Source organism: Escherichia sp. E1V33 (assembly GCF_004211955.1).
Classification (GTDB): Bacteria; Pseudomonadota; Gammaproteobacteria; order Enterobacterales; family Enterobacteriaceae; genus Escherichia.
This window is the reverse complement of sequence record NZ_RHJI01000015.1, coordinates 17,655-30,565: the sequence shown is the minus strand read 5'-3', so window position 1 is coordinate 30,565 and position 12,911 is coordinate 17,655. Positions and strand designations below refer to the sequence as shown.

Sequence of the window (12,911 nt, the reverse complement as noted above, 5' to 3'; positions counted from 1 at the left end):
CTACAGCTTCGGTTTCTTTGATTATCGCGCCAGTTTTAGCCGTTATTTTCAGCTGGCTTTGCGCTCATGCGCCTGACGGTATGCAACCAGATCCTCAATAGTGACCAGCGCCATATTGTGTTTGTTGGCAAACTCAATGCACTCTGGCGCGCGGGCCATGGTGCCATCGTCATTAGTCAGTTCACACAGCACACCTGCAGGTTTAAAGCCTGCCAGCGTCACCAGATCAATAGTCGCTTCAGTATGACCGCCACGAGTAAGTACTCCACCCGCCTGCGCGCGCAGTGGGAAAACGTGGCCAGGACGATTCAAATCTGAAGGTTTAGCACCGTCAGCAATCGCAGCGCGAACGGTCGTGATACGGTCAGCGGCAGAAACACCGGTAGTCACACCTTCAGCAGCTTCAATGGTCACAGTAAAACCAGTGCCATAGGCGCTGGTATTATTTTCGACCATCATTGGCAGATCGAGTTGTTTACGGCGATCTTCGGTGATACACAAGCAAACAATACCGCTACCGTGGCGGATGGTCAGAGCCATCTGCTCAACGGTCATGGTTTCTGCCGGGAAGATCATATCGCCTTCGTTTTCACGGTCTTCATCATCAAGCACCATTACGCCGCGTCCTTCACGCAGCGCAACCAGTGCATTTTCAACACGTTCGAAAGGCGTACCAAAAGAGGAAAGTAGCGTCTGATTCATGGTAAAAAAAACCTCACTAAAATTATGGTTACCAGAATCAGGGCAGTCTTAGGAGTGGCGGCATACAGCCAAAATAACGTGAGCGGGTCCATGCCCGACAGAATCGTTACTCTCTCCCATCCGGACTCTAACCGTCGGCCCCGGAATTACACCGGATCTGCTGTCCTTTGAGTTCGCACCCAAAGCGCTCGCGGGCTTTCAACTGAGTTGATTTACCGCCGGTGGGGAATTTCGCCCCGCCCTGAGAATAAGCGGATTCACTATAACGCTAATGATTAGCGGCAGCAACGCATAGGTTCACATAATTCTGGTTTATGACTTACCCTTATCGCACTACAATGGCACTAAACACCTATCAGTACAGGGAAACTACAATGATTGACCCGAAAAAAATTGAGCAAATTGCTCGCCAGGTTCACGAATCAATGCCTAAAGGAATCAGGGAGTTCGGGGAAGATGTGGAGAAAAAAATCCGCCAAACCCTACAAGCACAGCTGACTCGCCTCGATTTGGTAAGCCGCGAAGAATTCGATGTGCAGACGCAGGTCCTGTTACGGACTCGTGAGAAACTGGCGTTACTGGAGCAGCGCATCAGTGAACTGGAAGCACGTAGTAATCCGGCAGCAGAAGTTCAATCTCCCCCCGCTATCCCGCCAGTTGATAAAGCAGAATAAAGCACCACAAAAACGGGCCTGACGGCCCGTAATATCAATGTTCGAGTTCCAGTTCTCTTGACTGTGTCATTTGCTGGCAATACCAGGCATAACGAGCGCAAAACCAGGTTCTGTGTTCTTCATCCATATTACCAGTGACGGCCAGAATATCGACCGGTCGACCTTCAGCATGCATTCTGGCAAAACTACGCGCTAAGAAATCGAAATTATTTAAAGAATTAAGACCATGATCCATAAGCACATCCTCCGGTTATCGCATACCTTTTAAGGCCATATGCTTTTTCTGATTTCAGTATTCCTTAATCAGTGTAGTGCCTTTAAACATAACGTGCGTAAATATATTGTTTTGGATCACACTTTTTATTGAAAAATAATTACAACGTTAATGGACTTTCTCTTTTAAAATTTCGCTAACGCATGTTATTATTAGCAAAGATAAATGTAAGGAAGGAAATCATACCATAGTAAACAATGCGTCACTGAATGGACGATGGAGTGACAGATGATTTTATTTGCCGACTATAACACACCTTATCTTTTCGCTATTTCCTTTGTACTTTTGATCGGCCTGTTAGAAATAATTGCTATTGTCTGCGGTCACATGCTCTCCGGTGCTCTTGACGCACATCTTGATCATTACGATTCCATAACCACAGGTAATATTAGTCAGGCACTTCATTATCTTAATATTGGAAGGCTACCAGCCCTCGTCATCCTCTGCCTGTTGGCTGGTTTTTTTGGCCTTATCGGCATTCTTCTACAGCATGCCTGCGTGACGGTCTGGCAAGCCCCGCTCTCAAACCTGTTCGTGGTTCCTGTTTGTTTACTGCTCACTGTTATTGCAGTGCATTATATCGGCAAGACAATCGCCCCCTGGATTCCTCGCGATCATAGTTCTGCTATTACAGAAAAAGAATATATTGGCTGCATGGCATTAATTACCGGTCATCAGGCAATATCTGGCAAACCCTGTGAAGGAAAACTTACCGATCAATTTGGTCAAATACACTATTTATTACTGGAACCTGAAGAAGGAAAAAGCCTCACCAAAGGTGACAAGGTATTGATTATTTGCCGACTTTCTGCAACACGGTATTTGGCAGAAAAAAAATCCCTGGCCAAATATATTGTAAATATTTAATCAAAAGGAAATTTAATAATGGATGATATTGTTAACTTAGTACCGTCATGGATGTTTATGGCGATTGTCGCCGTATGCGTTCTGTTTATTATCGGTATTATTTTCGCGCGGCTTTATCGTCGGGCATCTGCCGAGCAGGCATTTGTTCGTACCGGGTTAGGCGGGCAAAAAGTGGTAATGAGCGGCGGCGCAATCGTAATGCCGATCTTCCACGAAATCATTCCTATCAATATGAATACGCTCAAGCTGGAAGTCAGCCGTTCTACTATTGATAGCCTGATTACGAAAGATCGTATGCGTGTTGATGTTGTAGTGGCTTTCTTTGTACGGGTAAAACCGTCAGTAGAGGGCATCGCCACTGCGGCCCAGACGCTGGGGCAACGTACTCTATCACCAGAAGATTTACGTATGCTGGTCGAGGATAAATTCGTCGATGCCCTACGCGCCACCGCTGCGCAAATGACCATGCATGAATTACAGGACACCCGCGAGAACTTCGTGCAGGGTGTTCAAAATACCGTGGCAGAAGACTTGTCGAAAAACGGACTGGAACTGGAAAGTGTTTCACTCACCAACTTTAACCAGACTTCGAAAGAGCATTTTAACCCGAACAACGCCTTTGACGCCGAAGGTTTGACCAAACTAACTCAGGAGACGGAACGCCGTCGTCGCGAGCGTAACGAAGTTGAACAGGATGTAGAAGTTGCGGTGCGTGAGAAAAATCGAGACGCTCTTTCGCGCAAGCTGGAGATTGAACAGCAAGAAGCGTTTATGACGCTTGAGCAGGAGCAGCAAGTTAAAACCCGTACCGCTGAGCAGAATGCGAAAATTGCTGCTTTTGAAGCTGAACGTCGTCGTGAGGCAGAACAGACGCGAATCCTGGCTGAACGGCAAATACAGGAAACCGAAATCGACCGCGAGCAGGCTGTACGCTCAAGAAAAGTTGAGGCTGAACGCGAGGTTCGCATTAAAGAGATCGAACAGCAGCAGGTCACCGAAATCGCCAACCAGACGAAATCGATCGCTATTGCTGCAAAATCGGAACAACAATCACAGGCGGAAGCACGTGCAAACCTGGCTTTAGCAGAAGCCGTTAGCGCACAGCAGAACGTAGAAACCACTCGCCAGACAGCAGAAGCCGATCGTGCCAAACAGGTAGCGCTGATTGCCGCAGCGCAGGATGCGGAAACCAAAGCGGTTGAACTGACCGTGCGGGCGAAAGCAGAGAAAGAAGCGGCAGAGATGCAGGCGGCGGCGATCGTTGAGTTAGCTGAAGCTACGCGTAAAAAAGGTCTGGCGGAAGCAGAAGCGCAACGTGCGCTGAACGACGCTATCAACGTACTTTCTGACGAGCAAACCAGCCTTAAATTCAAACTGGCGCTATTACAGTCTTTACCTGCGGTAATAGAGAAATCCGTTGAACCGATGAAGTCAATCGACGGCATCAAGATTATTCAGGTCGATGGATTGAACCGAGGGGGCGCTGCGGGGGATGCGGCATCAGGCAACGTTGGTGGCGGAAACCTGGCAGAACAGGCATTATCAGCGGCGCTTTCTTACCGCACACAGGCACCGCTGATTGACTCCTTGCTCAATGAAATCGGTGTTTCTGGCGGCTCGCTGGCGGCATTAACTTCACCCTTAACCACAACGACTCACATCGCAGAAAACGCAGAATAAATCTTCAGCTATAAAAATCCTCGGCCTCAAAAAGCCGGGGATTTTTTATATCTGCATTCCGCTAAAAAGTGCAAATGATCAGGTTGTTGCAGCGTTTTGCGTGGCCGCTCGGGGAAGGAAAAACTGCATCAGGGAAAGCGTTGCGCGGGGTCTGGCGCTAATCAACAATCGGGGAGTCAGCAAGGGGCTGAAACGGGAAAGCCCCTCCCGAGGAAGGGGCCTTACAGAAGGAAAGGGTTATGATGAAGTTCGTCATCATACTGATTGTGCTGTTACTGATAAGTTTCCACGCTTATTAACGGCCATTCAGAGGGGGGAGAAATCCTCCCTTACCCTTGTTCCTTTACTCTAGGTTGAAAAAACAACAGCGTCAAGAAGGTTTCATTAACACACATCCCTGGCACAAAACGCCGGGGATTTTTTATATATGCGTTCCGCTAAAAACTGCAAATGATCAGGTTGTTGCAACGTTTTGCGTGACTGCTCGGGGAAGGCAAAACTGCCTCAGGGAAAGCATTGCGCGGGGTCCGGCGCTCATCAACAATCGGGAAGTCAGCAAGGGGCTGAAACGGGAAAGCCCCTCCCGAGGAAGGGGCCTTACAGAAGGAAAGGGTTATGATGAAGCTCGTCATCATACTGATTGTGTTGTTACTCATAAGTTTCCAGGCTTATTAACAACCAATTCAGAGGGGGGAGAAATCCTCCCTTACCCTTGTTCCTTTACTCTAGGTTGAAAAAACAACAGCGTCAATAGGCCCGCCAGGTATGAAGCGAGATCTGTGAACCGCTTTCCGGTTAGCCTTTTTTATCCTGTTGGATCTTCTTAATAATGTTGGTCGTTGAGCAACCATCTTCAAAGTTGAGCACCAGCACTTCACCGCCGTTGGCCCAGACTTCTTTACTCCCGGCGATCTCTTCCGGTTTATAGTCGCCACCTTTCACCAGCAGGTCTGGCAGGATGCCAGCAATCAGGCGCTGCGGCGTGTCTTCTTCAAACGACACCACCCAGTCGACCGCTTCCAGTGCACCCAGCACAATCATACGCTGTTCGAGCGGATTAACCGGGCGAGAATCCCCTTTCAGGCGTTTGGTAGAGGCATCGCTGTTGACGGCGACAATCAAGCGGTCACCCAGCTTGCGGGCGTTTGCCAGATAGGAGACATGCCCGGCGTGGAGGATGTCGAAGACGCCATTGGTCATCACCACTTTTTCACCGCGTTTACGCGCCGCCGCTACGGCCAGCTTCAGTTCCTCTTCGGTCATCACGCCAAAGCCAGTGTCTGCGCGCCCGCGCACTGCGTTTTCCAGCTCAATGGGAGAAACCGTAGAAGTGCCCAGTTTGCCGACCACTACACCTGCCGCCGCATTGGCAAAGAAGCAGGCTTCTTCCAGCGAATTACCCGCTGCCAGCGTTGCCGCCAGTACGCCAATCACCGTGTCGCCCGCACCGGTAACGTCATACACTTCCTGCGCCTGGGTTGGCATATGCAGCGGCGTTTTACCCGGTTGCAGCAGCGTCATCCCCTGCTCGGAACGGGTTACCAACAGCGCAGAGAGTTCGTAGTCGGCAATCAGTTTCATGCCGCGTTCAACAATCTCTTCTTCGGTCTTACATTTACCGACAACAGCTTCAAATTCGGAGAGATTCGGCGTTAACAGCGTAGCGCCACGGTAGCGTTCAAAATCAGTGCCTTTTGGATCAATCAGCACCGGAACGCCCGCTTTACGCGCCAGTTGGATCATCTGCTGTACGCTTGCCAGCGCACCTTTCGCATAGTCAGAAAGCACCAGCGCGCCAATCGCACCGAGAGCCTGATTAATCCGCTCATGCAGCGGCTGCGGATCAACACCTTCGAAACCTTCTTCGAAATCCAGGCGGATCAGCTGTTGGTTACGGGAAAGCACCCGCAGTTTGGTGATTGTCGGATGCGTCGGCACAGAAACGAAGTCGCATTTTACGTTCACGTCGGCCAACGCTTTACTGAGCGCACGCGCCGCATCATCAATACCAGTCAGCCCCACCAGGCGTGCGTTTGCACCGAGAGAAGCGATGTTCATCGCCACGTTAGCCGCGCCGCCCGGACGTTCTTCGATGGTATTCACTTTAACCACGGGTACTGGCGCTTCCGGCGAGATACGGCTGGTGGGACCGTACCAGTAACGATCCAGCATCACATCACCAACCACCATCACTCCTGCACGTTCAAACTCTGGCAGCGTTACTTTCATTCCTGTCTCCTGAGAGATTCAAAATTTGCGCGCGATAATACCATATTTCATTCCTCAACCAGCCACTTCTGCCAGCTTGCCCGCACCAGATCACGCTCTGCAGCGAAGCAATCCTCCGGCACATGGCCCGGCAACTCTTGTAATGCCAGATGATGAAGTTCATCGCGCAGCGTAGTGTAAGCACGGGTCAGCGCCATCGCTTCCTGCTCTTCCATAATGTCGTTTTGCGCCAGCAGTTCCAGAATGCGCACGTTGTCTGACCAGCGCGTTAACTTCGGTTTTTCATGGGCGTAGCGCAACACCAGATATTGGGTAATAAATTCGATATCGGTAATTCCACCTTCATCGGCTTTGATATCAAAGCGATCGCGATGTTTATTGCCGAGATGGGCGCGCATTTTCTCGCGCATTTCCCGCACTTCAGTCTGTAAGGTTTTGCCTTCACGCGGCAGCGTCATAATCTCCCGGCGTACCGCGTCGAATTGCGCGGTCAATTGTGGATCACCATATACCACGCGAGCACGCACCAGCGCCTGATGCTCCCACGTCCAGGCTTCGTTTTTCTGATAATCAGCAAATGCTTCTACGGAAGTCACCAGCATTCCCGCCGCCCCGGACGGGCGTAGCCGTGCATCCACTTCGTACAAAATGCCGGAAGAAGTACGCGTGCTGAACAGATGCATAATGCGTTGCGCCAGACGCAGATAAAACTGCCGCCCGTCGATTTCCCGCTCGCCGTCCGTCATTACATCCATCGGGCAATCATGGAGAAAGATCAGGTCAAGATCTGAACTGTAGCCTAACTCCCAGCCGCCCAGCTTACCGTAGCCGACCACCGCAAAGCCGCGACCTTCACGTTCATTCAGGTGAGTCGGCTTTCCGTAACGGGCAACCATTTGAACCCACGCTTGCTGGACCACCGCATCGATCATTGCCTCCGCCAGCCAGGTTAAGTGATCGCTCACTTTCATTACCGGCAACGTACCGGCAATATCCGCTGCGGCGATGCGTAACAGTTGCGCCTGTTTAAACTGACGCAGCGCCTCAAGCTGTTGTTCTTCGTCATCTTCCGGCACGCGCAGCAAATACTGGCGCAATTCGTCGCGATAGGCATCCGTCGCTGTCGGCTGGTAGAGGGTGTTTGGATCGAGCAGTTCATCCAGCAATAACGGATAACGCGCCAGCTGGCTGGCAATCATCGGCGATGCGGCGCACAGCGAAATCAAATGTTTAAGCGCCGCGGGAAATTCACTAAGCAGTTCAAGATAGGTCGTACGAGTGACAATCCCCACCAGCAAGGCGGTAATGCGCGACAGCGTGACGACGGCATCGTTACGCGCACATACGTCACTTAACAAATGCGGCATGAGATGGTCGAGTACCTGACGTCCTCGCGGCCCGATAGTGCGCTTATCCAGCTCTTTGCGGAAATCGGCAATCAGCGTCAGCACCTGTTTGCGATCATCTTCACTAAGATGCGCCAGCACGGGCGTGGTGTCATCTTCCTGCAATGCATCCTGCCACAGCTCACGCCACTGCTCCGACAGAGTCTCTTCCTGGCTTTCGCTTTCGTCGTCACCAATCAGTTCGTTAAACACCCGACGCACATTGGCCATATGTCCGGTCAGCGCTCCGGTCAGTTGCGGCCAGTCAGCAAAGTCCATCGCCCACGCCAGCCGCGCACGGTTAAGCTCATCACCAGGAAGCGTCTGGGTTTGTTCGTCATTAATGCTTTGCAGCAGGTTTTCCAGACGCCGCAGGAACAGATATGCCACTCGCAATTGTTCAGCATCGTTTTCAGAAAGCAGATGTAGCGCGGCAATGGCGCTGAGCGTTGGCAGTAAAGAGCGCGATTGCAACGACGGTTCGCGCCCGCCGCGAATGAGCTGGAATACCTGGACGATAAATTCAATTTCACGAATGCCACCCGCGCCAAGTTTGATGTTGTCGGTCAAACCGCGTCGACGCACTTCACGGGCAATCATTCCTTTCATGTTGCGCAGAGACTGAATCACGCTGAAATCGATGTAACGACGAAAAACAAACGGGCGCAGCATCGAACGCAATTCGTTAGCATAAGCGCCGTCGCTATCACCCATAATCCGCGCCTTGACCATCGCGTAACGCTCCCAGTCACGCCCCTGCTCCTGGTAATAATCTTCCAGCGCGGCAAAGCTCAGCACCAGCGGGCCACTTTCGCCAAACGGACGCAGGCGCATATCTACGCGATAGACAAAGCCATCTTGCGTCGGTTGATCCAGCACTTTAATCAGCCGCTGCCCCATGCGGGTAAAAAACTGGGCGTTATCCAGTTCGCGGCGTCCGCCCTGTGTGCAACCATGTTCCGGCCAGGCAAAAATCAGATCGATATCTGAGGAGAAATTCAGTTCCCCACCGCCCAGCTTACCCATGCCTAAAATCAGCAGCGGTTGCGCTTCGCCCTGCGCATTACATGGCGTTCCCCACTCACGACAGCAGGCGTCATACAGCCAGTCACGCGCCGCAACAATCAGCGTCTCAGCGAGATGGCTGAGCTGCTGCAAAATGCTCTCTTCCGCGACCAGCGCCAGCGTTTGCGCCCAGGCGATGCGCACCATAATGCGCCGCCGGAACAGCCGCAATTCACGCATTAACCCGGCCTCGTCACTCACATTACTGAGTGCCTCCTGTAACCACTTGCCGTAATACTGCCATTCATCGGCTTGTAGCGGCTCGCTTTCCAGCTCCGTCAGCCACTCTGGATGCGCAATTACGCTATCCTGCACAAAATCACTGAAAGTAAGTACTGACTTCGCCTGTGCACTAAGTGATTCCTCAGCCAAAGGCGCTGGCAGACGCTCAACAACGGTCTGCCAGTACTGCTGTAACGGTGAAGAGAGCGGCTTCATAAGCGATTTTATCCTTGCCAGATTAACGTTTTCCGCTGTGCAACCAGAACGGTTCCTGATTGTTTGCCTCATTGCGGAAATGTTCAATTTCAATGCGTTGCCCGCTCGCAATGGCGTGACGCAGCCCCTGCCAGTTCTCCAGCCAGGCTTGCGCGACGAGAGGATCGTAGTAACCGGCCAGCAGCAGTATTGAGTCAATACTACGCGTCAGGCGCGGTAACTGGTCAGGGTAGCGATCGCCCAAAGGCTGGCAAAAAACGCTTTTCAATTCAGCGGAATGGCGAGAGAGATGGATATCGGCAAAGCGTTTAAAGGAATCACTAATTTTGCCCTGTGCTTTGGCATCTAAAAACGGCTGCCAGGCTTTAGTCACCAGCCATTCGGTCAGCGCCAGTTTCGCCATTGCCGTTTCGGTAGAATAAACCGCCGTCACGGCCGAAACTGCAGAAGCAATGGTCGCCTCGCATTGAGTCAGCAGATCACGTAAGTGAGTACTCGCTTTACGCGGCACGATCCCCCCGAACAGCATCAGGGTATGGCGAACCAGGCCGATTGCTGCCAGCACCTGCTCTTTCGCCGCCTCGTTGCCGCGTATCCACAACTCTTCATGGTACTGCCATTGCGCTAACGCCAGCTCTAGCGCCGCTTCCAGCCCCTGCTCTACATCAGCTTTTGCCGCAACATGCAAAATGGTGGTGGGTTTGATTTCACGCACAGGATTACCCTGCGCCAGATGATAGCCACGCGCCGCCTTGCTCAGGCTGCCCTGGCGTAAACCAGTTTGCGATACCAGTTGGTTTGCCAGTTTCAGCACCGCGCGCGTATCGCCGCTAAGTAGTTCCAGTTCCAGCTCGCAGATAGGTTCAGCAAATTCTCCGGCCTTCACCTCGCCCTGGTCGAGGGCGATTTCAATCTGGCTGCCATCTACTTCCACCAGCCATTTTTCGCGATAAAAATCGGTGCTGAACAGCGGTTGTACGCGGGAAGCGAGATCGGCAGGTAATTCGCCGTTCGGCCAGACTTCCGTCGGCAACTGCGACAGGTCAAGCGTCGGTTCGCTCAACGCCACATTATATTCCGGGCGCTGGTGTAAGCCGCCTGTCACTCTTCCTGCGACTTTCATGGTCATCTCATAGCGACCGTTTTCGCCACGAATACGTAAGCCCATGTCGTGCCCACGCAGCCAGTTATCCGGCGTTTCGTAGTAAATATTCAGCAACTGCACGGGGTCATGGTGCTCGCCGCCCAGCGTATTGAGATGGTCACGCAACGCCTCAACGGCACTGTGATTAACAATAAACTTTAATTCGATTTCCTGAGCCATGGCCTTTACTTATCCGGTTATGTCACATTAGTGACGATGAACGGCGAACTTAATGCGATCTTTTTTGTCAGTAGATAGTATTTTGCGCCAAATTGCCATGCAACGGGCAATTTGACGGGCGTAAAAGATTGAAGCTGTGGCACCTGACACAGAGGATTCCGATTGATAGCGAATGCTTTGCGTAGCGACACTGATGCCACTACTATCGTTCCACTTTCCCAGACAATAACGACAGCCTGATGCCAAAATTACGCCTGATCGGATTAACTATACTTGCACTTAGCGCCACTGCCGTCTCGCACGCCGAAGAAAAGCGCTATGTTTCTGACGAACTAAACACCTGGGTCCGTAGCGGTCCGGGGGATAATTATCGCCTCGTGGGCACGGTTAACGCGGGCGAGGAAGTAACCTTATTACAAACTGACGCCAACACCAATTATGCCCAGGTGAAAGACAGCTCCGGCCGTACCGCCTGGATCCCGTTAAAAGAGCTTAATACCGAGCCAAGCCTGCGCACCCGTGTACCAGTACTGGAAAATCAGGTCAAAACGCTGACCGATAAGCTCACCAATATTGATAACACCTGGAATCAGCGCACTGCAGAAATGCAGCAAAAAGTGGCGCAAAGTGACAGCGTGATCAACGGGTTAAAAGAAGAAAATCAGAAACTGAAAAACGAGCTGATTGTCGCACAGAAAAAGGTCGATGCCGCCAGCGTGCAGTTAGATGACAAACAGCGCACCATCATCATGCAATGGTTTATGTATGGCGGCGGAGTGCTGGGGCTTGGCTTGCTGCTCGGTCTGATACTGCCGCACCTGATCCCAACGCGCAAACGCAAAGATCGCTGGATGAACTAAATCGCCTTCTTCGTTGCACTGTCTTATTATTAGGAATTGTGTATTTGACGAAGGGAAGATGGCGTGAAGATTTATCTGGTCGGTGGTGCGGTACGGGATGCATTGTTAGGGCTACCGGTCAAAGACAGAGATTGGGTGGTGGTCGGCAGTACGCCACAGGAGATGCTCGACGCGGGCTACCAGCAGGTAGGTCGCGATTTTCCTGTTTTTCTGCATCCGCAAACGCATGAAGAGTATGCGCTGGCACGTACCGAACGGAAATCCGGCTCCGGTTATACTGGTTTTACCTGTTATGCCGCGCCGGATGTCACACTGGAAGATGATCTTAAGCGTCGCGATCTGACCATTAATGCGCTAGCCCAGGACGGTGACGGCGAGATTATCGACCCGTACAACGGTCTGGGCGATCTGCAAAATCGTCTGTTACGCCATGTTTCCCCCGCTTTTGGCGAAGATCCGTTACGCGTACTGCGCGTGGCGCGTTTTGCTGCGCGTTATGCCCACCTCGGTTTTCGTATTGCGGATGAAACTCTGGCGCTAATGCGCGAAATGACCCATGCGGGCGAACTGGAACACCTGACGCCAGAACGGGTGTGGAAAGAGACGGAAAGCGCTCTCACCACCCGCAATCCACAGGTGTTCTTCCAGGTGCTGCGCGATTGCGGCGCACTGCGCGTTTTATTCCCGGAAATTGACGCATTATTCGGCGTTCCGGCCCCCGCCAAATGGCATCCGGAAATCGACACAGGTGTTCACACCTTAATGACGCTCTCGATGGCGGCGATGCTGAGTCCGCAGGTTGATGTCCGTTTCGCGACGTTATGCCACGATCTCGGTAAAGGACTGACGCCGCCAGAGCTTTGGCCGCGTCATCACGGTCACGGTCCGGCGGGAGTGAAGTTAGTGGAACAACTATGCCAGCGTCTGCGCGTGCCTAATGAAATTCGTGACTTAGCCAAACTGGTGGCTGAGTTTCACGATCTCATTCACACCTTCCCAATGCTGAACCCGAAAACCATTGTTAAATTGTTTGATTCCATTGACGCCTGGCGTAAACCGCAGCGTGTCGAGCAACTGGCGCTGACCAGCGAGGCTGACGTGCGCGGCAGAACCGGTTTTGAATCGGCGGACTACCCGCAAGGCCGCTGGTTGCGCGAAGCCTGGGAAGTGGCACTGTCAGTGCCGACAAAAGCCGTCGTTGAAGCGGGATTTAAAGGTGTGGAGATCCGCGAAGAGCTGACCCGCCGTCGGATTGCAGCGGTAGCCAACTGGAAGGAACAACGTTGCCCAAAGCCTGAATGAGGGTTGGGCGTTTTGCCGGATGCGGCGTAAACGCCTTATCCGGCTACATGTCAACGACAGTTGTAGGCCTGATAAGACGCGCGAGCGTCGCATCAGGCGTTGATTGCCGGA

The 12,911-nt window shown here is 52.1% G+C and carries 11 protein-coding genes, 1 pseudogene and 1 riboswitch; of the genes and pseudogenes, 7 read left to right on the top strand and 5 right to left on the bottom strand.

All coding sequences use genetic code 11. The annotated features are described in order from the left end of the window. Window positions 1-48 precede the first annotated feature (48 nt). Entirely contained in the window at window positions 49-702 is a 654-nt protein-coding gene (ribB, locus tag D9742_RS14150; protein WP_130237317.1) for a 3,4-dihydroxy-2-butanone-4-phosphate synthase, read from the bottom strand. A 104-nt stretch (window positions 703-806) separates the two neighbouring features. Next, window positions 807-955: riboswitch (FMN riboswitch) on the bottom strand. Window positions 956-1,076: 121 nt separating this feature from the next. On the opposite strand from ribB, the gene ubiK reads away from it, so the two are divergent. After that, window positions 1,077-1,376, top strand: coding sequence for a ubiquinone biosynthesis accessory factor UbiK (ubiK, locus tag D9742_RS14145; RefSeq protein ID WP_064529620.1), 300 nt, complete (start codon window positions 1,077-1,079; stop codon window positions 1,374-1,376). Between the two features lie 34 nt (window positions 1,377-1,410). On the opposite strand, the gene glgS is transcribed toward ubiK, so the two are convergent. Continuing rightward, entirely contained in the window at window positions 1,411-1,611 is a 201-nt protein-coding gene (gene glgS, locus D9742_RS14140; RefSeq protein ID WP_064529619.1) for a cell surface composition regulator GlgS, read from the bottom strand. Window positions 1,612-1,878: 267 nt separating this feature from the next. Here glgS and D9742_RS14135 point away from each other — a divergent pair. The 4 genes and pseudogenes from D9742_RS14135 to D9742_RS14120 all read left to right on the top strand — a co-directional run bounded on the left by D9742_RS14135 (window position 1,879) and on the right by D9742_RS14120 (window position 4,872). Further along, window positions 1,879-2,509, top strand: a pseudogene (locus tag D9742_RS14135) (OB-fold-containig protein). Window positions 2,510-2,535: 26 nt separating this feature from the next. Then, on the top strand, window positions 2,536-4,197 hold the full coding sequence (locus tag D9742_RS14130; RefSeq protein WP_130237315.1) for a flotillin family protein: 1,662 nt from the start codon (window positions 2,536-2,538) through the stop codon (window positions 4,195-4,197). A 239-nt stretch (window positions 4,198-4,436) separates the two neighbouring features. Beyond that, complete coding sequence (locus tag D9742_RS14125) at window positions 4,437-4,496, top strand: type I toxin-antitoxin system Ibs family toxin (RefSeq protein ID WP_100733770.1); 60 nt, start codon at window positions 4,437-4,439, stop codon at window positions 4,494-4,496. Window positions 4,497-4,812: 316 nt separating this feature from the next. Then, window positions 4,813-4,872, top strand: coding sequence for a type I toxin-antitoxin system Ibs family toxin (locus tag D9742_RS14120; protein WP_130237485.1), 60 nt, complete (start codon window positions 4,813-4,815; stop codon window positions 4,870-4,872). A 120-nt stretch (window positions 4,873-4,992) separates the two neighbouring features. Here D9742_RS14120 and hldE read toward each other — a convergent pair whose 3' ends face one another. Genes hldE through ygiF form a run of 3 tightly spaced genes read right to left on the bottom strand, consistent with a single transcriptional unit; the run spans window position 4,993 to window position 10,638 of the window. Further along, the gene (hldE, locus tag D9742_RS14115) at window positions 4,993-6,426 is read right to left on the bottom strand and encodes a bifunctional D-glycero-beta-D-manno-heptose-7-phosphate kinase/D-glycero-beta-D-manno-heptose 1-phosphate adenylyltransferase HldE (RefSeq protein WP_130237314.1); all 1,434 of its coding nucleotides are present in this window, start codon (window positions 6,424-6,426) and stop codon (window positions 4,993-4,995) included. A 47-nt stretch (window positions 6,427-6,473) separates the two neighbouring features. Continuing rightward, window positions 6,474-9,314: a bifunctional [glutamate--ammonia ligase]-adenylyl-L-tyrosine phosphorylase/[glutamate--ammonia-ligase] adenylyltransferase gene (gene glnE / locus D9742_RS14110; protein ID WP_130237313.1), complete on the bottom strand. Its 2,841-nt coding sequence runs from the start codon at window positions 9,312-9,314 to the stop codon at window positions 6,474-6,476. A 22-nt stretch (window positions 9,315-9,336) separates the two neighbouring features. Continuing rightward, a complete protein-coding gene (ygiF, locus tag D9742_RS14105) occupies window positions 9,337-10,638 on the bottom strand; it encodes an inorganic triphosphatase (RefSeq protein WP_130237312.1) in 1,302 nt (433 codons plus the stop codon). A 239-nt stretch (window positions 10,639-10,877) separates the two neighbouring features. On the opposite strand from ygiF, the gene D9742_RS14100 reads away from it, so the two are divergent. Together D9742_RS14100 and cca are read left to right on the top strand one after the other, a co-directional pair. Next, window positions 10,878-11,498: a TIGR04211 family SH3 domain-containing protein gene (locus D9742_RS14100; RefSeq protein ID WP_130237311.1), complete on the top strand. Its 621-nt coding sequence runs from the start codon at window positions 10,878-10,880 to the stop codon at window positions 11,496-11,498. Window positions 11,499-11,561: 63 nt separating this feature from the next. After that, window positions 11,562-12,800: a fused tRNA nucleotidyltransferase/2',3'-cyclic phosphodiesterase/2' nucleotidase/phosphatase Cca gene (cca, locus tag D9742_RS14095; RefSeq protein WP_130237310.1), complete on the top strand. Its 1,239-nt coding sequence runs from the start codon at window positions 11,562-11,564 to the stop codon at window positions 12,798-12,800. Window positions 12,801-12,911 lie beyond the last annotated feature (111 nt).

What these genes read in the sequence shown, in the direction of transcription:
- ribB (WP_130237317.1), bottom strand. Translation starts at nt 702, where the DNA reads ATGAATCAGACGCTACTTTCCTCTTTTGGTACGCCTTTCGAACGTGTT.
- D9742_RS14100 (WP_130237311.1), top strand. Translation starts at nt 10,878, where the DNA reads ATGCCAAAATTACGCCTGATCGGATTAACTATACTTGCACTTAGCGCC.
- glnE (WP_130237313.1), bottom strand. Translation starts at nt 9,314, where the DNA reads ATGAAGCCGCTCTCTTCACCGTTACAGCAGTACTGGCAGACCGTTGTT.
- hldE (WP_130237314.1), bottom strand. Translation starts at nt 6,426, where the DNA reads ATGAAAGTAACGCTGCCAGAGTTTGAACGTGCAGGAGTGATGGTGGTT.
- D9742_RS14130 (WP_130237315.1), top strand. Translation starts at nt 2,536, where the DNA reads ATGGATGATATTGTTAACTTAGTACCGTCATGGATGTTTATGGCGATT.
- ubiK (WP_064529620.1), top strand. Translation starts at nt 1,077, where the DNA reads ATGATTGACCCGAAAAAAATTGAGCAAATTGCTCGCCAGGTTCACGAA.
- glgS (WP_064529619.1), bottom strand. Translation starts at nt 1,611, where the DNA reads ATGGATCATGGTCTTAATTCTTTAAATAATTTCGATTTCTTAGCGCGT.
- ygiF (WP_130237312.1), bottom strand. Translation starts at nt 10,638, where the DNA reads ATGGCTCAGGAAATCGAATTAAAGTTTATTGTTAATCACAGTGCCGTT.